We start from the raw sequence: 26,420 nt of genomic DNA, 5'->3' as shown, positions 1-26,420 counted from the left end.
GATCCTCTCCTGTGTCAATGGGTTCGTCCTGGTACGCCTGTGCCCACCGGCTCCTGTGTCAGCTCTTCTAATTTGCGTGCCGCAGCCCCTTCTTCGAGCGCTCGACGCGCCAGCGGAATGCAGGCCACCCACGTGGCCCCTTTGCCTGCGGCGTACAGAATCAACGCCGCATTCATCAAGACCCAGTTGTGCGATCCGCCCTGTACCTGATTATGGAGAATCCGCCGAAGCAGGTCGGCTTCCTTGTCTCGCTGGTCCGACGGAAAGCCGGCCATGTCGCGCGGCGTACCCAGCGGCAATCCGGCATCTTTTGACGCGAACGAAAGAGGAGTAATCCGCTCATCCCGCAATTCCAGCACCCTGGTGAGTGCGCTAATCGACAACTCCGGATCGCCTTCCACGCCGCTGACCACCAGCGCCCGAGGGCAGGCCAACATCCGCAACACTTCAGCGGTCTTTTCAAAGTGAGGCGGATGAGACAGACCGACGACCTGTGACGCGGCGCGAGCCGGGTTCAAGAGTCTCGCAATCGGATGAAAGACGTTCCGCGCGCCCAACTCCTGTCGCATCTCCAAAAAGCGATAGACCGGGGGATGGTACAAGGCGATGTCGAGGTAGGCGAACCCATGCTTCCTCACCGCCTCTGCCGCGACTTTCGGCTCCATGTCGATCGGCAAGCCCAGGGCCTTGAGCACCCCGGCATTCCCCGCGCGACCGGGAATCCCGTCATACCCATGCATCAACACCGACGCTCCTGCCGATGCTGCCACGATGGCGGCAGCCGCAAGGGCATGAAAGGTCTCCTGCTTCCCTGCATAACTCGGCAGATCCACGACACCAAGCTCTCGGGGGATCGGCACAGGCGCAACATACGAACGTGCGGTCGCGGTCATCGAAGCCAGCTCGGTGACAGACTCCATCTTGATTCTCATGGCAATGAGAAAGGCCCCGATCTGTGCCGGCGTGGCCTCTCCTTCAATGAGGGCCTTCATCGCCCGCTTCGCTTCGTCCCAGGTCAGATCCTTGGCAGCCCTTGGCCCCTTGGCAATTTTTGCAATAAATTCCTGCATCGATATTACGGGGCCTTGTGTAACCCGCACTCCGTCTTGGTAAAATTTTTCCATCGTCCCGCGCGGGGGTCTTCGCCGGGCATCACTGGGCTCGTACAATGGGTGCAGCCGATACTGGGATAGTTGCGGTCATGCAGTTCGTTGTAGGGAACCTCGTAGACACGAATGTAGGTCCAGACATCCTCCCACGCCCACTTCGCGAGGGGATTCACTTTGACCAACTGAAACTTCTGATCCCACTCGATCAGTTTCGCCTGGGCTCTCGTGGGAGACTGGTCCCGCCTGATGCCGGTGATCCAGGCGTCGAATCCCTTGAGCACGCGGGTCAGCGGCTCCACTTTGCGCAACTCGCAACATTGATCGGGATGGCGCGTCCACAGAGCCTCGCCATGCTGAGCCGCCTGCTGCTCCGACGTCAGCAGCGACTGTACCTGAATGACCTGTTGCGGCTGTAGCCCATACTGCTCGATCACACGATCGCGCGTCGTGTAGGTCTCAGGAAACAGGAACTCCGTATCGAGATAGAAGAGCGGCACGGAGGGATTGATGCGGTGGACCATGTCCAAGAGCACCACATCCTCCGCCCCAAAACTGCAGGCCAGCACGATCTTCGGCGCAAACCGCTCAATCACTGCGGTCAACAGCTCTTGTGGCTGCTTCGCCTCGAACGACTCACTCCAGGCCGCAAGCTCCTCGGCAGAAGTTGAATGCTCTCTATTCTCCACGCTAACCCCTCTCCCTCTCCACACTTTCATCAGGAGAGGCATCAGGATTGGTCCACTGCGCCCATCGAACGAGCACATTCACATCGTGCGCGTTCTGGGAGCACAGACCAACCCTGGTGCCTCCCTTCTCACTCTACTTTTTCGACCAGAATCCGAAAATGAGCCGCCTCGGCTTCGAGTGGTTCCTGCAACAACAGCTTATGCCCATCGTTTTTTAAACTCAGGGGCACGTTTTTGATCGGCTCGCCCGCATCGAGCCAGACTTCCAATTGCTCACCCGCATCCATCATCTCAAGTTTCAACTTCGTCTTCACATAGTTCAGCGGGCAGGCCACCCCCCGCAGATCGTACACCGGCGCACCGGACGTAGCAGGCGTGGCAACAGAAGACACCGCCGGCTTCACCTCAAGTGTCGCACTAGTCTTGGCCGTTGCCTGGCCCACCGCAGCCAACTTGAGATCTTTGCCCATCTGCTCCGTGGCGGAACGGCAGGCATCGACGAAGCCCTTCGCAAACACCATCTTCTCACGGGCCGATTCGCCGGTCGTCTCCTTGGGCCCTAAATCGCCAACACTCTTTCTCAAGTCCCGATACATCGCCGGAACGATGCCCTTCTGGGCAATGCGGCTATCAAACTCGAAAAAGGTTTCCGCATCCGTCGAGGGCTCAAGCCCTTCCGTCACGAGCAACGCCTTCGCAGCGGACAACACGGCTCGATAGGACTTGTTCACCGACACGGAATATTGATGGTTATCGACAAGCAGCTTCGCCTGATAGAGCTCTTGATCGGCTTCGAGAATGCCGTTCTCGATCATTTCAAGCGCGCCCCCGGCGCATTCGCCAGGTCCGAGATCTTCCAGAACGAACTCCGCCTCACCTTCCCAGTCATAGTAAAACGTGGGGTCCTCTTGAAAGGATGGAACGATGGTATAGGGAATCAACTCGTCCTTGAGTTTGACCTTGCCAACGCGATCGATAAAGGCCGGCAACCCTTCACCTGAAAGACGATCTCGCCGGTAGACACGAATCAAATGTGTGATCGCCGCCGACACGCTCTTCGCCGGCAACTTCACCACCATCTGTCCGATCTTCGCGGTCCCGTCGACCCGCCCGCCCAAATGCAATTCATAGAAAGGCGCGACATGATCGGCAATCCGCTTTCCGACACCATGCAAACCGATCGTGGCGATATGGTGTTGCGCGCAGGAGTTGTGGCAGCCGCTGATCTTGACCGTGACGTCATGTAAGTCTTCGGGAACCCGCCCGGCTGGAAATACCTCGGCCAGGGCCCGCGCGAGCCCCTTGGAAGACGTGATCCCCAAGCCACATGTGTCGGTACCGGGGCAGGCGATAATATCTTCAACCAATTCGGCGCCGGGATCGGCCAAACCCTGTGAGGCCAAATCGGCATAGAGGTCGGCGATACGCGACTCTGGTATCCAGCGGATGATCATGTTCTGATTGATCGTCGTCCGAATGTTGCCATTGGAGTAGCGATCGGCAAGATCGGCGATGAGCAGCATCTGCTCTGTCGTGAGATCGCCCATGAAAAGTTTAGTCACGGCGGCGACGTAACCTTCTTGCTTCTGTCGCACCACATTGGTCCGTCGCCACATCTCGAACGGCGTCTCCGCCGATACGCCATCGGCATGGCCATTAGTCTGCACCACTGCCTGCTTCGGCCTACTCGACGTCGGCATGATGAGAGGAACCGGTTCATCCGGATACGACAGTAATTTGATGGGCTCGTGGGTCGGACGGGCATGCCCCAGCGATACATAGGCCTCTTCCCAACGACGTTTAAACTCCTCGAACCCCAGCTTTTCGATCACGAACTTCATCCGGGCCTTCGTCCGATTTTTTCGATTGCCCAGGGTGTCGAACACTCGAATCACCGCTTCGACACTTGGAATGAGTTCATCCATCGGGGTGAACTCCCGGAGAACCTGGGCCAGGCGAGGGGCCGAACCGAGTCCGCCGCCTGCCACCATGCGAAAGCCGATGACTCCATCGGCACGTTTCGCCGCGAGCAGACCGACATCGTGAATCGGCGTGAGGGCGCAGTCCTGTTTGCAACCGGAAAACGCGATCTTAAACTTTCGGGGAAGGCTCTGGTTGAGCGGGTTCCGCAACAGGTGCAGCGCCACGGTCTTCGCATAGGGCGTAACATCGAATACTTCCCCCTGGCACACCCCGGCCAGGTGACAGGCCGTCACGTTACGAACGGTATTGGCGCAGGCCTCTCTCGTCGTTAGCCCGACTTCTGCCAACCCACGCATGATCGTTGGCACATCCTTGAGTTCGACGAAATGCAACTGGATATCCTGACGCGTCGTGACATGCCCGACCCCGGTGGCATAGTGCTCGGTCAATTCTGCAACACGGCGAAGCTGATTGGCCGTCATGCCACCGAACGGAATCTTGATGCGAACCATCTGGACACCGGCTTGCCGCTGCCCGTAAATACCGTATTGGAGCCGAAACGGCCTGAACAGATCGCTCGACACATCGCCGGAAGCCAGGCGCGTCGCTTCGGCCTCAAAGGTCTCGATCTCCTCGGCAATGTCAGGAGAAATGGGCTCTGTCTTGATCGAAACTGTACTCAATGGTGTATGACTCATCATGGCCTCAAATATGGTACATCAATGATCGCTCTTGCTCGAGCACTCGTTGCTGCCCGGCTAATTCTTCCACGCTGATCGCTTCGAGCACATGGCGCTCCGCCTGATGAACCTGCTCCCACATCTTTCCAAGCAGCAACTCCGGCTTACTCAGTCGTTTCACCTGAGTGCGCCCAGCACCGCCGCTCGGAGTTGAAAGCGGGCCATCGAGCGCCTCGAGGATCTCGACGACCGATACTTCGGACGGCTTCTTCGACAACACATAGCCCCCTTGAGCACCTCGAAGACTCGACACAAGACCGGCCTTCTTCATCCCATGAAGAACCTGTTCGAGAAAGCGAGCAGGAATGGCTTGCCGGCGTGCAATCGATTTGGCCTGAACAGGCGCCGTTCCAAGATGCATCGCTAAATCGACAGCCGCCATGATCCCGTACGTTGCCCTCAAAGAGACTTTCATACATGAGTATTCCGGTAGGAATTAAAACATTCAGATCGTTTTAATACTACCTGCACGGCTCCCCTGTCAAGTCACCCCTCCCCTATATTCCTCACCGCAGAGTCCTGAAAATGTGACTGCGGAACCAGGAGGTACGCCCTTCATCCAGCGACGTGAACCTCGCCGATTTCCTCCCACATGAGTCAACAGGAACAGCGCGTTCTCCATTTTCCTCGTTGACATCAAATGGGCCCTGGGCAATAATCCGCACCACTTTTCGCCCTTCTCCTGGAACCTGCATGTCGCCTACATCTTCCGTCTTCAGTATTTTGCTTCTCTGCGGCGACCCAGACGTCCAGAGTCAGGTCAGCCATATCTTCAAAGATGCCTCTGTCACGGTGGCAAAAGACGCGGCCGCTTTGCCGAAAGAGGCAGCACGACGCACCTTTGATGTGGTCATCGTCGAATCGAAACCCGGGTCTTCCGAGGGAACCGCCGCCATCCCCACCAATATGAATCTCACGCAGACCCTGCTCATCACCGGTTCTCGAACCGTACTCAAACGAGCCGCCAAGTCCATGCAGGTAATCGCGCGGCAGAGCAGTACGGGAGCGAACGGAAAAGATGCCCTCTCACTTGAGGACTATCTCGAATGGAAGATGGGAGATTTCGTGAAGGGGATGCGAAACGGTTCGGGACGCAACCTACATCCTATGTTGATCACGGCCATCGAACGGCCCTTGATCACCAGAGCGCTTCAGGAAACCAAAGGCAACCAGATCCAGGCAGCAGAGCTATTAGGCTTGAACCGGAACACCCTCAGAAAAAAGATCCACGACTTGCACATTCCCGTGAAACGGATTCGGACGACGCACACGCGAGAAACCTAACCGATCGAGTACCGCCGGCGGCACAGATACACGGATACGCAGTAGAGACATCGATGGCAAAGAGTCGCGTAGTTCAACCCAACAACAGGAGGGGCACGATGACGAAAGAAGAGCTGATCGCAAAAATGGCGGCATCCGCTGGTATCACCAAGGTTGCCGCAGGCACTGCGTTACAGGCCTTTACCGGCGCAGTGACCACATCCCTGAAAAAGGGACAGCGCGTGTCGCTGGTGAATTTCGGGACCTTTACGGTCGCGAAACGGAAAGCCCGGCTTGGACGGAATCCCCGAACCGGTGAAGCATTACGAATTCCCGCCGCCAGAGTCCCGAAGTTCTCGGCAGGGAAAATCCTCAAGTCAGCCGTCCGGTAATCTCTCGCAATTCTCTGATCCTGCCGGCGGGAAATGAGAAAGAAGGGAGCCATTTCTATCACGAGGGGCACTCCCTTCTCTTTATGCGTTTCTTGACAGGTTGGGCAGGGCTATATTAGCATGCGCCTTCGGATCGACAGGCGCGTAGCTCAGGGGGAGAGCGCTACCTTGACACGGTAGAGGTCGACGGTTCAAGACCGTCCGCGCCTACCACCCAGCTGAGGGCATCCGCTTGCTTCTCGTAGGCGGGGTGCCTTTGTTGTTTCTAGTGCTTGATTGAAGTTCGTGCATGTCATGAAAATTACGCTCAAAGACGGCAGTAGTCGGGATATTCCGGCAGGACAAACCGTTGGGTCTGCCCTGTCGGCTCTCGGCCTGAAGCTTGGCCCCAACATCCTCGCTGCGAAGATGAACGGCCAAACCGTCGATCTCTCACATGCACTGACTGAAGATGCTGAAGTGGCCCCATTGCAATTCGACAGCGTGGAAGGCCGCGAGGTCTACCGCCATAGCAGCACCCACATCATGGCACAGGCCGTCAAAGAAATATTTCCCACCGCACAACTGACAGTCGGCCCGGCTCTTGAGGATGGGTTCTTCTACGACTTTGCCTATGAACGCCCCTTTACCCCGGAAGATCTTGAGAAGATTGAAGCGCGTGCGAAGGCAATCATCAAGCGCGCCCTTCCTGTGACACGTACGGAACTCTCAAAACAAGAGGCCGTGAAATTCTTTCAGTCTCGCGGCGAGAACTATAAAGTTGAACTGATTCAGGGGTTCCCGGACAACGAACCGATCTCTGCCTATAGTCAGGGTGACTTTACCGACCTCTGCCGCGGACCGCATCTTCCGACGACAGGTCATGTCGGAGCGTTCAAGCTCCTGAACACGGCCGGAGCCTACTGGCGCGGTGACGAGCGCAATCCCATGCTGCAGCGGATCTACGGAACTTCCTTCCCGTCCCAGACGGAGCTCGACGCGCATCTTGCCCGGCTCGAAGAGATCAAACGACGAGACCACCGCAAAGTCGGCAAGGAGCTCGACTTGATCTCCATCCAGGATGAAATTGGCCCTGGCCTGATCCTCTGGCACCCGAAGGGCGCAACGATACGGCTGTTGATCGAAAACTTTTGGCGCGACCAGCATATTCAGAACGGGTACGAACTGGTGTATTCCCCTCATGTCGCCCGACTCGACCTCTGGAAAACCAGCGGCCACGTCGATTATTACCGCGACAATATGTTCGCACCCATGATGCTTGAGAATAGCGAGTATCAGCTCAAACCGATGAATTGCCCGTTCCATATCATGATCTATAAGTCGCATCTGCGCAGTTACCGTGACCTCCCCATCCGTTATGGCGAGTTAGGAACCGTCTACCGATACGAACGGACCGGCGTGCTCCATGGGTTGCTGCGAGTCCGAGGCTTTACACAGGACGATGCACACCTGTTCTGTCGGCCCGATCAGATTGAAAGCGAAGTCAGCCAGGTCCTGGACTTCACGTTCTTTATTCTCGGCACCTTCGGGTTCACCGACTTTGAAGTCTACCTCTCGACGAAACCGGAAAAGTCAGTCGGCTCGGAAGAACGATGGACCCAGGCCACCAGCGCGCTCGAAGCCGCATTGAAGGGTCGAGGCATCGCCTACCAGGTCGATCCTGGCGAAGGCGTCTTCTACGGGCCAAAGATTGATATCAAAATCAAAGATGCGCTGGGTCGCTCCTGGCAATGCTCGACTATTCAAGTCGACTTCAATAATCCCGAGCGGTTCGAATTAGGCTACATCGGTGAAGACGGCAAAGTTCACCAACCCATCATGATCCATCGGGCCCTGATGGGATCAATCGAACGGTTCTTCGGCATTTTGATCGAGCATTTCGGAGGCGCCTTCCCAACCTGGCTCGCTCCGGTTCAGGCAACCGTCATGTCCATCACGGACAACCAGCGGCCCTATGTTGCCGAAGTCGTGGCTCAGCTCAAGGCTGCCGGATTCCGCGCTGAAGCAGACCTTCGGAATGAAAAAATCGGGCTCAAAATTCGAGAAGCAGAAAAAGCGAAGGTTCCATTTATGTTTGTGGTTGGCGACCGAGAAGTGCAGAGTGGGACCCTGGCTATACGGGGCCGGAGCGGTGCCAACCTCGGTAGCATGACCATCGCGGGCGCGCTCGACCTGCTCCGTGCAGACCTCAAGCCGGCAGAGCAGCAACATTCACTGACACAATAAGAGGTGTCTTATCGTCCCCAAACTACGAGTTAACCGAGAAATCAGAGTGCGCGAAGTCCGGGTAATTGGGCCGGAGAGCGAACAGCTTGGAATTCTCCTAACGGCAGATGCCTTCAAACAAGCACAGGATCAGGGGTATGACCTCGTCGAGATCGCCCCAACGTCCGTGCCTCCCGTATGCCGCATTATGGATTACGGGAAGTATAAGTTTGAGCTGAGCAAGAAAGATCACCAGAACCGGCGCCATCAAAAGTCGACGCAGGTCAAGGAAATCAAGCTGCGGCCTCGAACGGATAAGCACGACTTGGAGATCAAGGTTCGACAGATCAAGGGATTTCTGGCCGACGGCAACAAGACGAAAGTTGTCTTGACCTACCGCGGGCGTGAAATGGCGAACCAGGAAATGGGCCGAACGCTCATGAATACGGTGATCGCCGAAGTGGGAGAGAAGGGCACCATCGAGTACGCCCCCCGGATGGAAGGGCGGAGCTTGATCATGATCGTAGCGCCCAAGTAAGACGGTCGGCCCGAACGCTATTAACAAAAGGAAGCACGGACATGAAGAATAGGAAGATGAAATCCCACAGTGGAGCCAAAAAGCGGTTTAGCCGCACCGGCTCTGGAAAATTGGTCAGGCGGAAAGCGGGAAAACGCCATATCCTCACCAGCAAGACGCAGGATCGGAAGCGCCGGTTGAGCGGCACGGTTCTCGTGGATAAGACCAAAACTCAGGCGCTGGATCGCTTATTGCCCTACAGCTAAATGAGAAGACACGACTCGCGTTAACCAAAAGGAGTAATGACCCATGCCTCGCGCAAAAGGTGGCCCCAAAACAAGACATCGTCGGAAGAAACGGCTGAAACTGGCCAAAGGACAATACGGCGGGAAGAGCCGTCTGTTCCGTACCGCAACAGAATCAGTTGATAAGGGTCAGGCCTACGCCTATACCGGACGGAAAAATCGGAAACGGGATTTCCGTGTATTGTGGATTGCGCGCATCAACGCGGCAGTTCGGGCACATGGACTCACCTATGGCCGGTTTATCAATGCCATGAAGAAGGCGAATATCCTCTTGGACCGCAAGGTCCTTTCGGATATGGCGATCAAGGATGCCTCGGGATTCGAGCAGTTGGTCGGTCTTGCCAAGCAACAGCTTGCTCCGGCTGCTGCCTAAACGCAGTCGCCTCGCAAGAGCACTCTTCGAACCATTGAGCGGGACAGGATGCGAGCCTTGAGGAATGCGCCAGCCGGCGTATACCTCAGGGCCGTTCGGCTAGTTGTGTCAGATCGATTTCAAATGCGACGGCCGGGACGCTGATCTGCCAGCGTTCGAGTACTTCAGGGTGCAGTTCCCCGATCACACCTACCCGTTTCCCTTCGGACAGAATACTGCCGGCACGTCCGGCAAGAAATGACGGATGCTGAATCGGTTCTAAGCTGTACGCTTGTCCCACATAGTAAAACAATGTGTCCAGACAGGAGTGGATCTCGGAGAAATGCGCATCGGCATGAGCGATCATCCCGCCGAGCACCATGACCGTCCGTGATCCGAGAGCCTGCGCAGGGTCGGGCCTGGCCACTTCGCCGGCTTCGAACATCCGATGGGGGTAAAAGGCCCGGTTCGACGCTGCTTCTACGCGAAGCAACGACGGAAGCATCCATTGCCGAAGCGCGGAGAAATTCAAGGACATCACATTGTCCACCTCGACCAACTGCCCCCACTCAGTCCCTTCCAGCCGCATCGCATCACGCAAATCTTGAGGTGAACCGAGAATGTTAGAAATAATTTCCTGAAAGCCCATGCCGACCATGAGCGCTCGCACCCTGTCAGAGAATTCTTCAATGCGCGACAGACCCCCGACCGTGAACTGCGAAGGCATCACCGGCAAAAAGTCCGCGTATCCCCGGCTGATCGCCACATCTTCGACAACATCCATCGCATGCATCAGATCCTGCCGATACAGAGGAAGTGTCACCGTTACCTGTTCAGAATCCGTCGTCACTTGATAGCCATAGGCCACTAAGGCCTTGGCCACTTCATGAACACCTAAGGCCTGCCCGAGTGCCCGCTCAATCGTCTGTAGAGGAAGTGTCCGCGACCTTCCAAGATCTTGGGGGGTCAGGACGGCCTCGCCAAGGTCGGTCTTATAGGGATACCGCACTTCGATCGGCTCAATCACTGCACCACGATCTGCCAGATTCGCTGCGAAAATATTGAGAGTCAGGACCACCATCGAAAGGTCAGTGCCGGTCACTTCGACGAAGAGGGCATCGTCTCCCACCTTCACTTCGCCGACTTCACGGCTATTGATGATCGGCGGGAACGAGAGGGCTCGCCCTTTCGCATCGCGCAAGAATGGCAATCGCTCCTGTCCCGAGAGAATCCCGCCGAACTCCAAGCCCTTGGGATGGACGAGCAACATCTCTCCCAACGTCATGGCCGTATCCATACCCAGCGGCGTGAAGGATGCTTCGTCAGGCTTTACTAAGTCATACGTGACAGGAAACTCGATCGCTGCAAGCCGATAGAGCCCGATCGACACGGTCCGGCGTTTACGACCGAACATTTCGGCCAGCTTTTCTTGTGACTGGATCAGCTGCGCAAGACCTTCTTTCGTAACGCGATAACCGGTCGCCGTGCAGGCCGCCACAAATGGCCGAACCTTTTCCAGGCCGGGAGTCACGTTCAATTGCTTCGGTACTTGCGGCTTAGTCGCAAGAAAATCGTACATTGGAAGGGAACCCTGCCGCTTCACCCTGATCTGCCGCGCAATCCCTTCACAGCACCAAAGATCGGGACGGTTACTATCTTGTAATTCAATGCGCAGTTCGCCGGTATCCGGGTTCTGCCCCTTCAACTCACCCTTCACGAGCATCAACGAGTCTTCGATTTGTTCAAGAGTAATCGGTTGGCGAGCCTCTCCCGGCCCTGCAAGCAATCCCTCAAGATCCTGTTTGAAAATCGTAATCGTGGGCATGTGAAACCTAGAGGGCCCCCTTGGTGGAACGGATGAGGTCAAGATTGTCGGTAAACAACTCTCGAATATCGTGAATCCCGAGCGCCACCATCGCCATGCGATCGAGCCCCAGCCCCCAGGCGATCACCGGCACGGTCACACCCAGCGGAAGAGTGACTTCCGACCGGAACAGCCCGGCTCCGCCAAGTTCCATCCAGCCAAGCTTCGGATGGCGCACATGCATCTCGACCGATGGTTCGGTGAACGGAAAATAGGCCGGAAGAAACTTAACTTCCTTCGCCTGAGCCACTTCACGGGCAAAGAGATTCAGCAGACCGAGCAACGTACGGAAATTGATATCTTCGCCAAGGACAATCCCTTCCACCTGGAAAAAATCGGTCGCATGCGTCGCATCGACTTGGTCATAGCGAAAACAACGGGCGATGGAAAAATACTTTCCCGGCACCGCCGGTTGTGCAGCCAGCGTATGAGCCGAGACAGCCGTCCCCTGGCTCCGCAAGACCAGCCGACGCGCACGCGCCATATCGAAGGGATAGTTCCAGCCGGTTGAACCGGTTGCCCCGCCATCCTGATGCGCTTGCGCGACCCGAGACAAAAACGGTTCTGCAATCGACGTGGCCTGTTTCGGTTCCTTGACGAAGTAGACGTCATGGATATCCCTGGCCGGATGGAACTGTGGCATAAAGAGCGCGTCCATGTTCCAGAATTCAGTCTCTACCAGCGGGCCCCGCATTTCCTGGAATCCCATGCTCACAAGCTTCGTCTTCACGGTATCGAGAAACTCGCGATAGGGATGTTTCTTGCCCGGCGCAATCCGTGGTGCGCGAAGACTGATCGTGTACTTACGGAAGCGTTTCGTTCGCCAGCTCCCGTCTTTCAACAACTCAGGGGTCAGCTGGGAAACTTCTTCCAGAACCCCTTGCTTGGAGAGCTGCTGCGCGGCCTCGGTGCCGGCGGCGGAAAGCTTCAGCGATCTGGCGACCCGATCATCGATGCGGAATGGCTCTTTCGCATTTCCTCGTTTGACGGCATGGTCTTGAATGACTTGCCGTTGTACATCCGAAAATGACTGCATCTCCCGAGGCGTCTCATGTACCCGTAATAGTAATCCTCGTATGGCCTCTGCCGTTGGGCTCGGCCGGCCGGTCGATTCGAGACAGCCGCCTTGAATGATCAGGAGCGCGCCTTCTTTTTTGAGCCGGCCAATCGCACCGCTCACTTCAGCCGGTTCCAGCCCCTCCCGCGATTGGATATCCTGAATGGTCAGACGTTTGCCCGTTGTCGCCGCCTCGCGAGCCGCAGCGAGCACCCGTTCAATCGGCGAATGCTTTTCAACGTACAGTTCGCCGACTTTGGTGAGCGAGACCACCGGCGTCACGATCTCGGTATCGACTGCTAACAACGACTTGGCGAGCAACCATTCGACCGCCATGCTCAGCTGCGAGGGCTCCAACCCGGAGGACTGCGCCAACTGCTCTGTTTGGAGCACCGCAGAGGGGTTCGAGGCAAAGGTCGAAAGGACTTTGACTTCGAGAGGATGCAGACTATCGATGAGAGAAGAAATATCCACCCGCGAGGCCTATCGGTGAGCAGCGACGCGCTGAGGCGTCGAGGAAGAAGGTTGGCCGGCTGCGCGCATCGCAGCGATCGTTGCGGCGTAATCTGGACTGGAGAAAATGGCCGACCCGGCGACCAACACGTCGGCTCCCGCAGCAAGCACCTGGTTCGCATTGTCGATCTTGACGCCGCCATCCACTTCGAGCAGCGCATGGCTCCCGGCTCGGTCGAGCATGGCGCGAGCCGCGGCAATCTTCTTCAAACAGGACGTAATAAACTTTTGACCGCCAAAACCTGGATTGACTGACATGATCAGGACCAAATCAACCTCGGAGAGAATTTCCTCAATCGTACTGAGCGAGGTGGCCGGATTGAGCGTCACCCCTGCCTTGACGCCTCGCTCTTTGATCGCTTGAACCGTGCGATGGAGGTGCGGACAGGCTTCTACGTGAACCGTGAGGTAATCCGCTCCCGCCTCGGCAAACTCATCGATGAAGGCGTCAGCATTGGTGATCATGAGGTGGACGTCGAGCGGTAGTTTGGTCACTTTTCTCAGCGCCGCCACAATCGGCGGACCGATGGTCAAGTTTGGAACGAAATGTCCATCCATGACATCGATATGGAGGAAGTCGGCCCCAGCCCGTTCCACGGCTGCCACTTCATCGGCCAGTCTGGCAAAGTCGGAGGCTAAAATCGAAGGGGCGATATAAATGGGGCGGGCCATCACAAACCCTTCCTCAGTCGTGCAGCGTAAAATCCGTCCATCGAGAGCTGGTTTCCCACTGTCGAGAATGCACCCTGTTCGGTGACAAAACCCTGTGCCTCAGGCGGGAGCCAGCGAATAACGGACTCACGCTGGAACTCTCTATGGGTACGACAGAACCGCTCAATGACATCTTCGTTTTCTTCCGGTTCCGTCGAGCACGTACTATAGACCAGCACCCCGCCAGGCCGCAAGCATGGGGCAACCGCTTCGAGGATCTGAGACTGGAGCGCCTGATGTCGAGGGAGCGCCTGCTCATCTTTCCGCCACTTTGCTTCGGGGTGCCGCCGCAACACACCGAGCCCGCTGCAGGGCGCATCCACTAATATTCGATCAACCAATAGTTCGCCCACATTGGCTTTCTTCACGTGAGCAGCAGCGGTCTCAATCGGAGAAACCCATTCCCTCGGCTGGCGAATGTCGCCGACAATCGGCACAACAATCTGAACGTTCAGTCGACTGCAATTACTTCGCAGCAGATCCAGGCGGGTCCCTTTCCGATCGACGGCGTAGATCGTTCCCTTGTTCTGCATCAGATCGGCCAGATGAGTGGATTTCCCTCCCGGCGCCGCACAAGCATCAAGTATAACCTCACCTGGCCGAGGGTCAAGAATTAGAGGAATCAGTTGCGCGGCTTCATCTTCGACATAAAAGGCGCCCTCTTGAAACCCCGGGATCGAAGGAACAAGACCTCCGTCTTCCAGCACAATTCCAAAGGGGCTTACGCGGGCCTGCTTGGCTGCAATACCAGCCTGCGCAAACTGTTCGAGGAGCGCGTCCCTGGTCGTCACGAGCTGATTCACCCGAAGCGTCATTGGAGGCGCGACGCTGACCCCCGCGCAAGCCGCCTCCGCAGCAGCAGGCCCCAGCCGTTCCACCCATCGCCGGCTGAGCCATCCAGGAATCGAGTACCGTACGGCGAGCGCCTGTACTGGATCATGGTCCATGCTAGGCCAAGGCTCAGGCGGATGACGCAAGAGCGAGCGCAACACCGCATTGACGAGACCGCTCCAGTCCCTGCCCACCGTGCAGGCAAACGCTCTGGTGAGGTTGACCGATTCGTTGACAGCAGCAGACTGCGGAATGCGATCGAGAAACAGCAGTTGGTAGGCTCCAAGACGGAGCACCATCTGCACGGCGACTGGAAGGCGAAGCAACGGCTTGTCCAAAACCGGTTCAAGACGCCAATCGATAGTCGCAAGCCGACGCAAGACACCATAGGTGAGCTCCACCGTGAGGGCCCGATCCCTACTGTCGAACGAGCAACGCGCAAGGGCGCGGTCCAACAGCACATCGACTCCCTCCTCGCTCTTGTCGGACTCCACCAGCAACGAGAGCGCGATCGCACGGGCTGACGGTGCGGTCTGGGCAGTAAAGAGGGATCGAGGACCAGATGCCATAGGTGACTCAGAGGATATTCAGATTGTTGAATGAATAGACAGGAAACTAGGAAGGAACCGGTCCCCCTAGCTGCAATCCAACGGCAATCGGGTGGCCAGCCAAATATTGAGAAACCGCCATGCGGCGACTATTGGCTGGTTGCAACTCCAGCAATGCAAGCAGTCCCTCCCCCGTGGCGACATGAATCGCCTCGGTGGTGACCGCCACCACTGCCCCCGGAGGCTTCGAGGCCGATCCTGGGAGGGCCTGGGCTCGCCAGATTGTCCAACGGTCGCCCCCCGGCACAGCGGTGTAGGCTCCAGGCCAAGGAGCGAGGCCACGAACCCGGCTAGCCAGAGCCGTGGCTGGCAAAGTCCAATCGATTACCCCATCTTCCTTTTTCAGCAAAGGCGCCATGGTCGCTTGCGAAGAATCTTGTGACCGCGACACAAGGGTGCCGGCCTTGAGTCGGGCAATCGTTTCGACCAGCAATCTGCCCCCGAGTTCAGCCAAACGTAGCGAGAGGGTGCCTGCTGTATCCTCAGGGGTAATGGGAATGGCTTCTTGAAGCAACATCGCGCCGGTATCCATCCCCTCATCCATCAGCATGGTCGTAATGCCTGTTGCCATCTCGCCGTTGATGATGGCCCACTGAATCGGACCGGCGCCGCGATATTTTGGAAGAAGGGAACCATGCACATTGATACAGCCACGCGGAGGAAGCGAGAGGATCGCCGGAGGCAAAATACGCCCAAACGCCGTAACGGCAATGAAGTCCGGCTTCCAGTCAGCCAGGGTCTGGATAAATTCAGGATCCTTCATCTTCAGTGGTTGCAGCAGCGGGATGTGCGCTCGCTGAGCCAGAAGTTTTACCGGTGACGGCGTGAGAATTTGCCCGCGCCCTTTCGGGCGATCCGGTTGTGTGACCACCCCAACAACGGAATCGTCCGACTGCAACAAGGCCTCAAGAGAAGCAACCGCAAAGTCTGGTGTGCCCATAAATACGAGACGCATGTTATCGCTTTAGCATTGCAGGTGAGCGAAAGCAACTTGGATGCGAGGAGAGCGGCTTGACTTGCCGATCACCGCTTTGTTAGCATCCTCTCGCGGGGTGGAGCAGCCCGGTAGCTCGTTGGGCTCATAACCCAAAGGTCAGAGGTTCAAATCCTCTCCCCGCAACCAACCAGTTCTCCTCTCCTCACTTCACCACCATATGACCGCAATCCAGGACCGGTCGCTGCTCGTCAGCTGGCGTCCCAGCACTTGTACGGAATTGTGGTATGCATTGGACGAATCCTCTTCTGATGCTATATTGCGTCCTGCAGACACAAGACGTAAGGAGTTCCATGCACTTCGTCCGCATCGGCAAAAAAGCCCTCAATCTCGATAGCGTAAGCTACTGTGAAGCTCAGATTTGGCAAGATGAGATGTCGCTCAAGGTCTATTTCGCCGGATCCGCGAACAATGCCCCGCTGGTCTTCGCCGAAGAGGATGCCAAAGAGCTGTGGAAGTATTTGGATTACGTCGCTGAAAAACCTGTCTAACGCCTCTCCCGCTTCAACATTCTGATGGCACCTTCCGTGTTGCTCGTGAATCGCTCAAGACGCTTAAACTCGACCTCTAGTACCGTCGGCCTGCGTGCAGAGACGGATCGTTCATCACGACGGGCATAACCCAACCGTCTTTCTTATAGCCACGATAGTAGATAAGCACCCTTTTCACATAACCCTGTGTTTCCTTATAAGGCGGGATCTGCCCATATCGATCCATCTTACGTTCGCCCGCGTTATAGGTAGCCACGGCTAACCGGAGATTCCCGTGGAACCGATCCAGAAGGTAACGCAAATGTTTGGCTCCACCGGTGATATTGTCCTTTGTATCGTACAGATTGCGCACGCCATGACGGATAGCGGTTTCCGGAATCAATTGCATCAGTCCTATCGCGCCTGCCCGTGAAACCACTGTCGGATTAAATGAAGACTCCGCCTTCATCACCGCAAGGAGCAAGGCCGGTTGAATCTGGCACTGCTGTGCCGCTCGACTCACCGCTTGTTCAAGTTCGAGATCGACTAATCCATGGTGATAGCGGGCCTTGGGGCGAACGGGGGTAACAGGATCATCTGTCTGTCGATTCCCGAGGTCCACCAACGTCGTGGAGTCGACGTATCCAAATACCGGCTCGTCGGCGAGAACAGAAGGCGCTGATGACATCATCAATATCGCCACCGTGCAGGTAAGAAACCTGGCAGAACCTAAGAGGATGAAGGCTCTAAGCCCAGAACCATCGCTAGATGATTCGTTGTGCATGTCAACCTGGTTCATCCCGTCTCCTCCCTATGCCGAAATCCTTGTCACCTTGGATTCGGCTTTCATGTTCTCGGGAGCTCTCTCGACCCTCTGTCGCTATAAGCGCAGATTCTATGCCGCCTGGCAGGGAGGGAGAAATCATTGCCTCTGTCATGATTCCAATAACTTGCGACTACCAGGCGCCCCAACTTTCGCGGGGAGCTGGGGGTGGGGTCTACCCATTTTTTGGCTCTCCTTGCCGCACTTTGCGGCTCAGGGAGTATGCTACGGTGGATCCCTTGCTCTTATTCAAGATCACACAAATGAGGGGGGTTGCTCGCCTCCCCAAGAAAGACTGTGCTACGCTCTGCTCTCCGAGTTATCTGACTGCGAAGGAATCAATTATCATGACGAAACTTCGGTACTGTGAACGAGTCGACACGCACTTCCCCGCTGTATTTGCCGGTGAGGCCTATGTAGGTGAAGGAACCGTGCTCAATGTATCCGTCCCTGGCTGCGCCATTCACAGTCGAAAGCGAGTACCGCCTGGTTCCTATCTTGAGATGCGAACACTCGTTCCTGACGCCCCGTCTCCGCTCCGAGTCGGGCTAGCCAAAGTGCGCTGGTGCGAGGGCCGACAGTTCGGTGTCGAATTTATCCAAATGCCAGGTGAAGACCAAGTTCAATTAGGCCGGCTAGTCAGAAAAGAGGGTCCTCTCTCTGCTACCTCAGTCACGTATAGGGCAAAGACGCAGCTCCTAGTCGGTCAGATCTGCGGGTAAAGGGGGAAACACATGACGCGAGGCATTCTGCTTACCATGATACTGTTCCTCGTCGGCTGCGCTGAACCCTATACGGTATTCCATAACCAGACGGGCGAACCGCTCATAATCGGTCGCCGCGCCTATTCCTACGAAGGCTGTCTCTCCACGATGCACGAGGAGGCCGCTCAACTTGGGGTCACATTTCGTACGATTCAAGTGAGAGGTTCCTGGGAAGGTCGGTCCCTCCTCTGGCCCTTCGAGCCAGGGTATGCCTGCGAAGGGGCCATCGGCCCAGAACGCCTTCCACGCGGGCCCTATCCGAACGTTCCACCACTCTCACCTCAAGGATAATAGCGCCCGCTTCCCACTCTTTTTTGCCCCACCCCCATTTCTAAAAACCCAACAGAGATTTCTTCATTATCAATCCCCCAAGAGAGCTGTTGACAATACCACTGCTAGAGCAGTATCACTCGGCTAACACTACTGGATGTAGCCTATGAGTTGTCCATTCTTGGACTCCCCCTCCGATTTCACCCAAAAGCCAAAACCTGCGAAAGGAGGTGGCTCACGTTGAGCTCGCCGCGCTACTCACTGTTCAGGAGCCGATAGGAGCACTGCTCGTCGGTCAATTCGCAGAAGTGCTTGCTTCGCCGGTCGCACACTATTCGCAATAATTTTAGGTAAAAGGAGTTGCCATGGAAGACCTGGTTATCGAAGAAGAAGGCGCCTCATCCGCACTGAAAATCACACTTGGGGATTTTCTCGTGTTCATCAATTGGATGAATCAAACAGAAAAATCCCTCGATCGTGCCGAAGCCTTGCCGACCATTCCTGACTTGGATTCCGGCAAGGTCAAAGGCTGGATCCAGCTCGTGCAGCGACTTGAGGAACGCTTCCGCCGGAGCGAAGAAAAGAAGCTGGCGCTTGAAGCCAACGTGATCGCACAAGAAGCCCAGTTGGGGCAACTCTTGTCGCACTTGCATGCCAACATCGCCTCGCTCTATGACAACCTGGGACAGGCACAGAAAGCTGAGGAAGTTCGGCGCCGAGCTGAAGCACTTCAGGTAGCTTAGAGCCAGAACTCTACATCCTGGATCGTCTGCCGCAACTCCTAATCCCTGCCCATACGGAGTGGCCATGGAAGGAATCGCGTTGTATTGCATCTGCTTGCGCAGGGATTAGGTATGTCCTGAGCCAGGAAGAAAACCTCACAGGTTTTCCGCATTTGCTTTGTCCACCCTCTCCACTTGGCTATAATCACACTGCCGAATCTGCCATGTTCCTCAGAGGCACCTGACAATACACGAGACGGATTCACTCGGCAGTGAGGGAGTTGGATGATCAAAGTGCTCCTCGTCGAAGACAATGATGTCGACGCGCAACTCACGCAAGATCTCCTGTCTGAATGGAGCATCGAGGAATTCAGAGTCACTCGAGCGAAAACGCTGGGAGAAGGACTTGCGCTACTCGGCCGTGACCGGTTCGACGCTGTGCTCTTGGACCTATCGCTCCCGGATGCCTTCGGTCTCCCGACTGTCAGGCAAGTCCACGCCACAAGCCCAACAATCCCGGTCGTCGTTCTAAGCGGTGTAAGCGACCAAAGCCTTGCACTTCAAGCCGTTCAACAGGGGGCGCAAGATTACCTCGTCAAAGGGCAGGGTCATCCCGAGCTGTTAGCTCGTGCCGTTCGTTATGCGATTGAACGAAAACGCACAGAAGAACGCCTGACCTACCTCGCGCAGTACGATCACTTGACCGGATTGGTGAATCGTAGCCTCTTTCGTGATCGACTGATTCAAGCCATGGCTCGAAGCAAGCGACTGCAACAACCGATTGGCCTCATGCTCCTCGATCTCGATCGGTTCAAGGCCGTGAACGATACCTTCGGGCACGACATGGGAGACGACCTGCTTAAAGCCGTATCGGAGCGTCTCAAGACCTGTGTGCGTGAAGTCGATACTGTGGCCAGGATGGGTGGAGACGAATTCACCATTATCCTAGAAGGCGTTTCCTCTGACCAGAATATCCTGGTGGTGGCGAAACGCATCGCGGAGTCGATCGCCACGCCGTTCGAACTACAGGACCATCACATCTCCATCGGGGTCAGCATTGGTGTGACGATTTATCCGCACGACGATCATCCCGTCGACGAATTACTGAAGCATGCCGACACGGCAATGTATCGAGCGAAACAGCAAGGCGGCAACAGCTTTCACCTACACGAAGTCGTTGAAGCGCAGGTTCCGAATCTCCCCGCATAACGTAGCCACAGACGTCTGGCATCAAGCGTATCGAGGGCCGATGCAGACTTCCCGTCCTCCAAGATTTCCTCTTTTCACTGTACACGCCCAGCCGAGATAGCCGTATCCTCGACGCCAGACCTCGTCACCGCCCGATGTCACCCAGCGGCTGGTCTGTTACGATCAAGGTTCCTCGCGGATTGGGGGCAAGAATGTTTGAGGTGTCGAGCGCCTCCTGACCGGGAGTCGGGTGAGAATCGGGAGTCATCACAATCCCCCAATGCTGATTCTCACTGCAGGTATTGTCGACGAGAAGCGCTTCCGCGTGATGGAAGAGGAGAATCCCGCTCAGCATGTTTTCACGGCATTGGTTTCTGACGAGCTCAGGATGGCTCCCTGAATCGCGGACCGCAATGCCGAAATGGTGGTTGCCCCTGCAGACATTGTCGGCAATCCTCGGCTGTGCTCCGGCAAACACAAATATCCCAGATTCCCGGTTGCCACAAACTTCATTTCCGACAAATGTCAGTCGTGATTGCGGTCCATAAATCACCACACCGGAGAGAATACCCTCCGTGGCACGGCACTGGGTCACCGTACAAGAGGAGTCGAGCAGGTTCATCGCGGAATTTTGGTCACTTCCGACATATCGAAACGTGATGCCGGAGATGCGCCCACTGGGGACCTGCTGGAGATAGAGCGGTCCCCCACGACGGGAAAAAATCTGCACATCATCTCGCCCGGCGCCGACCAAATGTATCGGCCGCCCCGTGACAAAGACTTTGTCCTCGTAGATCCCTGGACGAACAAACACCTGATCCTGCTCACCAGCATCGAGAAGCGCCGCACTGGGTCGCGGATAGGCGTCAGCGTCATTCGCATCGACGATCAAGGTCTTTCCACCGAGTGGATTCAGCGGAGGCTCGGTCTTCATATCCACATCTCTTCATTCTCACAGGATGGCTTCACTGCACTCGGCCACTGGCCCAAAATCAGGAGCGGCATTATTTCGGGCACATCCACGCAAGTCAAGTTCATCTCACGCCGTTGACACCCGTCACATCCACTCAATAGTGGTCTCAATTTTGTCAAGCCAGGAATCACACACACATCGTACAAATCTGTCATCCGGGCAGGGCTGGCACTCGGCAACTTCTGCCATGGAACAATGCCAAGCTACTGGATTCTCGTCTGTTTTAGACATGCCGGATCGCTCGTCTGGTGGCATGGCGATTGCGGGATCACGGGGATATGGGTACTGAGACCAGGCTGAGCAGTATGGAGGTATCACGATGACAATACTGAAAATTGTGCTCCCAGGAATCATGGCGTTACTGCTATCGTTCAACCCCGCTGTCGCTGCACCATCCCACATGCAGGACTCGTCTCGACACCTCTACGATCGAGTGATGGAAGAGTTTAAACATCGGGATTACGAAGCCGCGCTGGCAGGGTTTCGATTCTTTCTCGAACTGCACGGGCAATCCTCTTTGGCCGCCAACGCGCAGTATTGGGTAGGAGAATGCCAGTACCGGCTCGGACGCTACAGGGAAGCCCTAAAGTCATTTTACAACGTCGTGTCCGACTATCCGATGAGCCAAAAACTTGCGGCATCCACGCTCAAACTTGGTCAAACCTACACCAAGATCAAAGATCATGAAAAAGCCCGCATGATGTACGAACGAGTCATCGATCAATATCCCGAGAGCGCAGAAGCCGAACTGGCGAGGAAAGCCATTGACGTCGCCGCGATACGCGATGTGGAACCGGCGACACAGCTGGTCGGCACCGGGCCTGGCGAATAGCGTCGCATCCCGACGGTCACTCGTCTTCGCCGACGCCAAGCAGCTGAGCCAGCTGAGGCACGGTATAGGACGTGTTGGGCTTCAAGGTGGTCAACGTAATGCCCGCTGCCTGCAGAACAGCTTGAATCTCGCGAGTTCGAGTGACCTCATGTGGCTGAGGGGGAAACCCTTCCTCAAGCAACACAACCTGCTCAGCCGCCTTCGTTCCCGGGTGAACCAACACAAAGTCGAGTTGCTTCAGCGCGATCTGCCTTAACACCTGAGACCGAATCTTTCCCTCCGCCTCGACACTGACAACAGACCAGAGTGGAACCCTCGCAAAGACAAGATAATGATCTTCCACGGCCAACCGTATGAGATTGTAGAGCATGAGGTCCGTATCGGTCAGCAAGGGCTGAGGCCGCAGCGTCACGCCAGGAGGAATCACCAGGCTCTCTTTCCTGGCCGACTCACCGCTTGAAGACATCATCAGGCGCCAAATCAGAAACACCAGAGAGGCGATGGCTAGTCCGATACCTATATTCTCCATCATGCTGCTATCGCGCCGGAAATGATTCACGCCAGCGAGGGCCATTCGGCACAATCGTGCCAAGGATCACGGGATGCGTGGCACCCGTCACTGACGGGATATTGCCCCATTGGCCGGTCACGGTTTGATAGGCCAACAAGGCAAAGGCTACCGCTTCAAACGACTTACTGTCCCACCCCAGGGCTTCGAACGTGGAGACCGGCACCGGAGCGAACACCGTCGAGAGATGAGTCATAATTGCCCGATTGCGGACACCGCCGCCGCCCACCACCACCTCATCGATCTCCCCGTTGATCCACCGACGCGACGCGCCGACCGCCTTGGCGGTCCACATACTGCAGGTCGCCAACAAATCCTCGATTGAGAGGCTCCGTTGCTGTTGAGTCGCAATCAGCTCCTCGATGAGATCGGGGCCAAACGCTTCCCGTCCGGTCGATTTCGGAGGTCGCTTGGACAAAAACGGGTGAGCGAGCAACTTACCCAGCAATCGTGAATCAACCTGCCCCTTCATCGCTAACTTTCCATCGCAGTCCATCAATAGTCGTCCGTCAGTCACGCGCACCATGAGACTGTCCAGCACCATATTAGCCGGCCCCGTATCGAAGGCCTGCACTCCGCTCAGGCGTCCCCCCTTCGGCACATAGGTCACGTTGCTGATGCCGCCGAGATTCACGATCAACCGTGCGCGACGCGCATGTTTCAACAGCAAAGCATGCGCAACCGGGGTGAGTGGAGCCCCTTGGCCCCCTGCAGCAATATCCCGTGGACGAAAATTCGCAACGGTGGTTATCCCCGTTCGCTCGGCAATCACAGCCGGCTCGGCGATTTGGAGGGTTGAACGAATCGAGCCGACACCTGGCGCATGAACGCCATGCGGAAGGTGGTGCACGGTTTGTCCATGCGAACCGATCAACAGCACATCGCTCGGCTGAAGTGTTGCCTGCCGAATGACATGCAGCGCGGCATTCGCGAACCATTCACCGAGCAGCGCATTGAGGTGACAAATATCTGCGACCGTCCCGGAAACAGACGCGGAGAGAATCCGCTGCTGTAGCGAGCGTGGATACGCCAGCGTATGCGACGCCAGGGTTCTCACCTTCACGGTACGGCCTCGCCCGGTAATGTCCACAAGTGCGGCATCGACTCCGTCACCGGATGTTCCGGACATAAGTCCAACTACATGCATGTACGACGTCCTCCCATGGCTATCGAGCAGGCGCTGCAAAATGTCTACGCTAATGGAACTGTTCGGTGGGGTCAAGCAGACACACGATTCTCAGCCTAGCAGGCTCAGAAATAACCACGCCGGAACAAGAGGACCCCCCCTGAAGAATGCTCAAAAGACCGTCCAGCAAGTCCGCAGTAAGAGACCGAAGGGAGAAGTTTTCTCCGATACGTTCCTCTAAGATGGCCCGGATAAGTCCCTCAGTGCGCGCGTCCAACGAGGGTCTTTTGAGACCGCGCGTTGCGCGAGCACATGGGACTCACCGGGTCATCCATCATTTTTTCTGCATCCTGCTAGACAGGCGCAATGGCCAACCGTATGATGGCCGCCGCTGCACACAAACTATTTCCCAAGGATCGCATGACAGCGCGTGACCTCATCGAGACATGGGCACTCCGGCTTGAAGCCGAGCAGAAACAGGTGAGCGCCACGGCGTTTGATCAGCCCATTACGCATGTAACAGGACGACTGCTGCATACCATCGGCACGCTGCACCTCTACGAGCTGACACTTCCGCATGGTTCGTCCATCGCGCATGACACGCCCCTCTCTATTGTCCCTCCGGACGACATGGAACCGACGGAAGGCATCGTACTTGGCGGGCAAGGTCACGTGATCCTTGTGCAGACGTTCGATGCGATTGGACAGTCCTGCGCCAACATGACGGTCGTTCCTGACCGTGCCGGGCTTCTCGCTCCGTCTGCCAAGCGATTGCGCGACATGCTCGCGCAACCAGACGCCTTTCGGCTCGGTCCCGCAGACCGATTGGCTCCCCTCCTCGAGACGACGACGGAAGCGGGAGAACTGTCCGGAACCGGACCCGGCTCCTCGATTCTCATGACCATTTGGTCGGACGAGCTTGCGGTGCGACGACAACGATTAGCGGTCCTCGTCATCGAACTGATTCGTACGAATAAACGTATCCTGCTGGTCTCTCCCGATCACCAGTCGGCGGATGCACTCGTCGGAACCATCGCGCGGGCCATGAAAGCCGTCGGGCTCACATATAAGACTTGGGTCAGTCGCTATGAAATGACCCTGTCCCATCAGGCCGAGGGTATCGGGATTCAAGAACTGGGGTTCGAAGCCCAAATGCACCAGTTCTATGCCAAGTCGCGCGCGGACAAGGCCGCACTCCGGCGCAAATATGAGCGGTTTCGTGAGTTGACCCCTGTCTTAGCCTACAAGGGGCAGAAACAAAGGGATCTCGATGAAGTGCGCCTGCTGGAATGGCGACTGCTCACGCAGCTCACCGACGTACAAAACAAGATCAAAGACGTGACTGCCACGCTGGCTGAATATGAAAACCTCCCGCTCTTTCGACGGCTCAGCTTGCAGGCCGTCGGGAAAAACGTCCAAACGCTGCATCAATATCTCGAACTGCATGAGAGTCAATGCGCCGAATTGAAGGGGGAACTTGATGTCGCCAAGGTGCGCATCGACGAACTCGTGCCGGAAGCCGCGGTACCGAAAGACATGCGGCCGGAGTTTGACGAACTCAAAGAAGACATCGTCCATCTGGGCGGGACGAAAAAGATCCGTGAATTGCTCGCAGCCGAAGAAGACACCAACCGCCAGGCCTTCATACAAAACCGTCGGCTCGTGGTCACCACCGCATCCCGGGTGCTAAGCGATCCCCTGTTCAGCCGTGTCCGGTTCGATATCTTGATCGCCGATGAGGCACCCTGGATCGCAGCGGCCCCCTTGCTCGGCGCCGCCGGGCTTGTCCGAGAACGGATCGTGATCAGCGGAGACACCAGGGACATCGCGAAGGCTGGCCTCTGGGCCTCACGAGCAGCGCAAGCTAAGTAATTCAAGCCCCTTGCTTGACGGGGACCTCAATAATTCAGGATAATCCCCCTCCACCTCGATGTGCCGAAGTGGCGAAACTGGCAGACGCACTAGATTCAGGGTCTAGCGCCCGCAAGGGTGTGCGGGTTCAAATCCCGCCTTCGGCACCAACCACTCTATAGTGCAGCGATTCCAGGGACTTGGCGAGCGGCGTTCTCATGCCGTGTTATTAGCGTGTTCATGCGAGTCATGGCAGCGTCTAAATTCTCTGCCTTGATCGTGCGATAGCGGAGAAACATTTCCACCGAGGAGTGACCGACGATCTTCATGATCGTTTCGGTATCGACCCCTGAGTCTGCGAGGTTCGTCACGGCACAGTGGCGAAGGTCATGGAACAGAAAGTCCTCAATCTTCTGCTCCACACATAACCGCTTCACTTCTCGGTAGGTATGGCTCAGTTTCCCCCCATTCTTGTGGAAGACAAGCCCCTGAATCCGTAACACCCCATCCTGTGCTCTAAGCCGCTGAAACTCCTGCCGTAGGGGTAGCGTGAGAGGCACAAGGCGTTCCTGCCCCGTCTTGGTGAGGTGGCCAGGGAGAAAGATCCGGCCCTTCTCCAAGTCCTGTTCAGCGACAATTAGAATTGCGGGGTAACGACAACTAGAATTGCGGGGTGCCGCGCCTCCTAACCGCCAGTCCTGTACCCTCTTCGCTCTACCAAGGGAGGGCGCATGGTCACGGACCGGCAAGTGAGGAGACTGAT

General features: G+C 56.5%; 27 protein-coding genes and 3 tRNA genes. 16 read left to right on the top strand and 14 right to left on the bottom strand.

What is annotated here, in order from left to right; genetic code table 11:
• Nucleotides 1–14: 14 nt before the first annotated feature.
• The 4 genes from trpD to Q8N00_13585 all read right to left on the bottom strand — a co-directional run bounded on the left by trpD (nucleotide 15) and on the right by Q8N00_13585 (nucleotide 4,873).
• Nucleotides 15–1,070 carry an anthranilate phosphoribosyltransferase gene (trpD, locus tag Q8N00_13600; GenBank protein MDP2383825.1) on the bottom strand — a complete coding sequence of 352 codons (1,056 nt, stop codon included), beginning with the start codon at nucleotides 1,068–1,070 and terminating at the stop codon, nucleotides 15–17.
• Between the two features lie 5 nt (nucleotides 1,071–1,075).
• Nucleotides 1,076–1,795 (bottom strand): phosphoadenylyl-sulfate reductase, encoded by a 720-nt coding sequence (locus tag Q8N00_13595; protein ID MDP2383824.1) that lies wholly within the window; start codon nucleotides 1,793–1,795, stop codon nucleotides 1,076–1,078.
• 128 nt (nucleotides 1,796–1,923) lie between these two features.
• Complete coding sequence (locus Q8N00_13590; protein MDP2383823.1) at nucleotides 1,924–4,419, bottom strand: sulfurtransferase TusA family protein; 2,496 nt, start codon at nucleotides 4,417–4,419, stop codon at nucleotides 1,924–1,926.
• A 4-nt stretch (nucleotides 4,420–4,423) separates the two neighbouring features.
• Nucleotides 4,424–4,873 (bottom strand): Rrf2 family transcriptional regulator, encoded by a 450-nt coding sequence (locus Q8N00_13585; protein ID MDP2383822.1) that lies wholly within the window; start codon nucleotides 4,871–4,873, stop codon nucleotides 4,424–4,426.
• Nucleotides 4,874–5,151: 278 nt separating this feature from the next.
• Between Q8N00_13585 and Q8N00_13580 the strand changes: the two genes are divergently transcribed.
• From Q8N00_13580 to rplT, 7 genes are all read left to right on the top strand, one after another.
• Nucleotides 5,152–5,742 (top strand): helix-turn-helix domain-containing protein, encoded by a 591-nt coding sequence (locus tag Q8N00_13580; protein ID MDP2383821.1) that lies wholly within the window; start codon nucleotides 5,152–5,154, stop codon nucleotides 5,740–5,742.
• 53 nt (nucleotides 5,743–5,795) lie between these two features.
• Nucleotides 5,796–6,113: an HU family DNA-binding protein gene (locus tag Q8N00_13575; protein ID MDP2383820.1), complete on the top strand. Its 318-nt coding sequence runs from the start codon at nucleotides 5,796–5,798 to the stop codon at nucleotides 6,111–6,113.
• A gap of 138 nt (nucleotides 6,114–6,251) precedes the next feature.
• Nucleotides 6,252–6,326: transfer RNA gene (locus tag Q8N00_13570), tRNA-Val, on the top strand.
• An 81-nt stretch (nucleotides 6,327–6,407) separates the two neighbouring features.
• Nucleotides 6,408–8,339 (top strand): threonine--tRNA ligase, encoded by a 1,932-nt coding sequence (gene thrS, locus Q8N00_13565; protein MDP2383819.1) that lies wholly within the window; start codon nucleotides 6,408–6,410, stop codon nucleotides 8,337–8,339.
• A 10-nt stretch (nucleotides 8,340–8,349) separates the two neighbouring features.
• Nucleotides 8,350–8,856, top strand: coding sequence for a translation initiation factor IF-3 (gene infC / locus Q8N00_13560; protein MDP2383818.1), 507 nt, complete (start codon nucleotides 8,350–8,352; stop codon nucleotides 8,854–8,856).
• A gap of 41 nt (nucleotides 8,857–8,897) precedes the next feature.
• The gene (gene rpmI, locus Q8N00_13555; GenBank protein ID MDP2383817.1) at nucleotides 8,898–9,101 is read left to right on the top strand and encodes a 50S ribosomal protein L35; all 204 of its coding nucleotides are present in this window, start codon (nucleotides 8,898–8,900) and stop codon (nucleotides 9,099–9,101) included.
• A gap of 43 nt (nucleotides 9,102–9,144) precedes the next feature.
• Entirely contained in the window at nucleotides 9,145–9,513 is a 369-nt protein-coding gene (rplT, locus tag Q8N00_13550; protein MDP2383816.1) for a 50S ribosomal protein L20, read from the top strand.
• Nucleotides 9,514–9,598: 85 nt separating this feature from the next.
• Here the strand turns inward: rplT and pheT are convergent, their stop codons facing one another.
• The 5 genes from pheT to fmt are packed head-to-tail and all read right to left on the bottom strand — an operon-like array spanning nucleotide 9,599 to nucleotide 16,031.
• Nucleotides 9,599–11,317: a phenylalanine--tRNA ligase subunit beta gene (pheT, locus tag Q8N00_13545; protein MDP2383815.1), complete on the bottom strand. Its 1,719-nt coding sequence runs from the start codon at nucleotides 11,315–11,317 to the stop codon at nucleotides 9,599–9,601.
• Nucleotides 11,318–11,324: 7 nt separating this feature from the next.
• Nucleotides 11,325–12,887 (bottom strand): phenylalanine--tRNA ligase subunit alpha, encoded by a 1,563-nt coding sequence (locus tag Q8N00_13540; GenBank protein ID MDP2383814.1) that lies wholly within the window; start codon nucleotides 12,885–12,887, stop codon nucleotides 11,325–11,327.
• Nucleotides 12,888–12,896: 9 nt separating this feature from the next.
• The gene (rpe, locus tag Q8N00_13535) at nucleotides 12,897–13,598 is read right to left on the bottom strand and encodes a ribulose-phosphate 3-epimerase (GenBank protein ID MDP2383813.1); all 702 of its coding nucleotides are present in this window, start codon (nucleotides 13,596–13,598) and stop codon (nucleotides 12,897–12,899) included.
• A complete protein-coding gene (rsmB, locus tag Q8N00_13530) occupies nucleotides 13,598–15,037 on the bottom strand; it encodes a 16S rRNA (cytosine(967)-C(5))-methyltransferase RsmB (protein MDP2383812.1) in 1,440 nt (479 codons plus the stop codon). The genes rpe and rsmB overlap by 1 nt, the downstream gene beginning before the upstream one ends.
• A 46-nt stretch (nucleotides 15,038–15,083) precedes the next feature.
• Nucleotides 15,084–16,031 carry a methionyl-tRNA formyltransferase gene (gene fmt / locus Q8N00_13525; protein ID MDP2383811.1) on the bottom strand — a complete coding sequence of 316 codons (948 nt, stop codon included), beginning with the start codon at nucleotides 16,029–16,031 and terminating at the stop codon, nucleotides 15,084–15,086.
• A gap of 91 nt (nucleotides 16,032–16,122) precedes the next feature.
• On the opposite strand from fmt, the gene Q8N00_13520 reads away from it, so the two are divergent.
• A tRNA-Met gene (locus Q8N00_13520) sits at nucleotides 16,123–16,199 on the top strand.
• Between the two features lie 164 nt (nucleotides 16,200–16,363).
• The gene (locus Q8N00_13515) at nucleotides 16,364–16,561 is read left to right on the top strand and encodes a hypothetical protein (protein ID MDP2383810.1); all 198 of its coding nucleotides are present in this window, start codon (nucleotides 16,364–16,366) and stop codon (nucleotides 16,559–16,561) included.
• A gap of 76 nt (nucleotides 16,562–16,637) precedes the next feature.
• Here Q8N00_13515 and Q8N00_13510 read toward each other — a convergent pair whose 3' ends face one another.
• On the bottom strand, nucleotides 16,638–17,231 hold the full coding sequence (locus tag Q8N00_13510) for a lytic transglycosylase domain-containing protein (protein ID MDP2383809.1): 594 nt from the start codon (nucleotides 17,229–17,231) through the stop codon (nucleotides 16,638–16,640).
• Between the two features lie 479 nt (nucleotides 17,232–17,710).
• On the opposite strand from Q8N00_13510, the gene Q8N00_13505 reads away from it, so the two are divergent.
• From Q8N00_13505 to Q8N00_13490, 4 genes are all read left to right on the top strand, one after another.
• Nucleotides 17,711–18,085 (top strand): PilZ domain-containing protein, encoded by a 375-nt coding sequence (locus tag Q8N00_13505; protein MDP2383808.1) that lies wholly within the window; start codon nucleotides 17,711–17,713, stop codon nucleotides 18,083–18,085.
• Nucleotides 18,086–18,097: 12 nt separating this feature from the next.
• Nucleotides 18,098–18,418 (top strand): hypothetical protein, encoded by a 321-nt coding sequence (locus tag Q8N00_13500; protein MDP2383807.1) that lies wholly within the window; start codon nucleotides 18,098–18,100, stop codon nucleotides 18,416–18,418.
• 344 nt (nucleotides 18,419–18,762) lie between these two features.
• Nucleotides 18,763–19,140 carry a hypothetical protein gene (locus Q8N00_13495; GenBank protein ID MDP2383806.1) on the top strand — a complete coding sequence of 126 codons (378 nt, stop codon included), beginning with the start codon at nucleotides 18,763–18,765 and terminating at the stop codon, nucleotides 19,138–19,140.
• Between the two features lie 264 nt (nucleotides 19,141–19,404).
• Nucleotides 19,405–20,328, top strand: coding sequence for a GGDEF domain-containing response regulator (locus tag Q8N00_13490; protein MDP2383805.1), 924 nt, complete (start codon nucleotides 19,405–19,407; stop codon nucleotides 20,326–20,328).
• Nucleotides 20,329–20,452: 124 nt separating this feature from the next.
• Here the strand turns inward: Q8N00_13490 and Q8N00_13485 are convergent, their stop codons facing one another.
• Nucleotides 20,453–21,241, bottom strand: a complete 789-nt coding sequence (locus Q8N00_13485) for a right-handed parallel beta-helix repeat-containing protein (GenBank protein MDP2383804.1) — start codon at nucleotides 21,239–21,241, stop codon at nucleotides 20,453–20,455.
• A gap of 358 nt (nucleotides 21,242–21,599) precedes the next feature.
• On the opposite strand from Q8N00_13485, the gene ybgF reads away from it, so the two are divergent.
• Complete coding sequence (gene ybgF, locus Q8N00_13480; GenBank protein MDP2383803.1) at nucleotides 21,600–22,112, top strand: tol-pal system protein YbgF; 513 nt, start codon at nucleotides 21,600–21,602, stop codon at nucleotides 22,110–22,112.
• Nucleotides 22,113–22,128: 16 nt separating this feature from the next.
• Here the strand turns inward: ybgF and Q8N00_13475 are convergent, their stop codons facing one another.
• Both Q8N00_13475 and Q8N00_13470 read right to left on the bottom strand, forming a co-directional pair.
• Nucleotides 22,129–22,644 carry a DUF2726 domain-containing protein gene (locus Q8N00_13475; protein MDP2383802.1) on the bottom strand — a complete coding sequence of 172 codons (516 nt, stop codon included), beginning with the start codon at nucleotides 22,642–22,644 and terminating at the stop codon, nucleotides 22,129–22,131.
• Nucleotides 22,645–22,648: 4 nt separating this feature from the next.
• Complete coding sequence (locus Q8N00_13470; GenBank protein ID MDP2383801.1) at nucleotides 22,649–23,827, bottom strand: anhydro-N-acetylmuramic acid kinase; 1,179 nt, start codon at nucleotides 23,825–23,827, stop codon at nucleotides 22,649–22,651.
• Between the two features lie 399 nt (nucleotides 23,828–24,226).
• Between Q8N00_13470 and Q8N00_13465 the strand changes: the two genes are divergently transcribed.
• Together Q8N00_13465 and Q8N00_13460 are read left to right on the top strand one after the other, a co-directional pair.
• Nucleotides 24,227–25,678: a hypothetical protein gene (locus Q8N00_13465; GenBank protein ID MDP2383800.1), complete on the top strand. Its 1,452-nt coding sequence runs from the start codon at nucleotides 24,227–24,229 to the stop codon at nucleotides 25,676–25,678.
• 62 nt (nucleotides 25,679–25,740) lie between these two features.
• Nucleotides 25,741–25,827 (top strand) — tRNA-Leu (locus Q8N00_13460).
• Nucleotides 25,828–25,833: 6 nt separating this feature from the next.
• Here the strand turns inward: Q8N00_13460 and Q8N00_13455 are convergent.
• A partial coding sequence (locus tag Q8N00_13455) for a site-specific integrase (protein ID MDP2383799.1) occupies nucleotides 25,834–26,420 on the bottom strand: 587 nt, incomplete at its 5' end.

Source organism: Nitrospirota bacterium (assembly GCA_030684575.1).
GTDB lineage: Bacteria > Nitrospirota > Nitrospiria > Nitrospirales > Nitrospiraceae > Palsa-1315.
The sequence above is the reverse complement of the archived record's forward strand: the minus strand, read 5'-3'. Positions and strand labels throughout refer to the sequence as shown.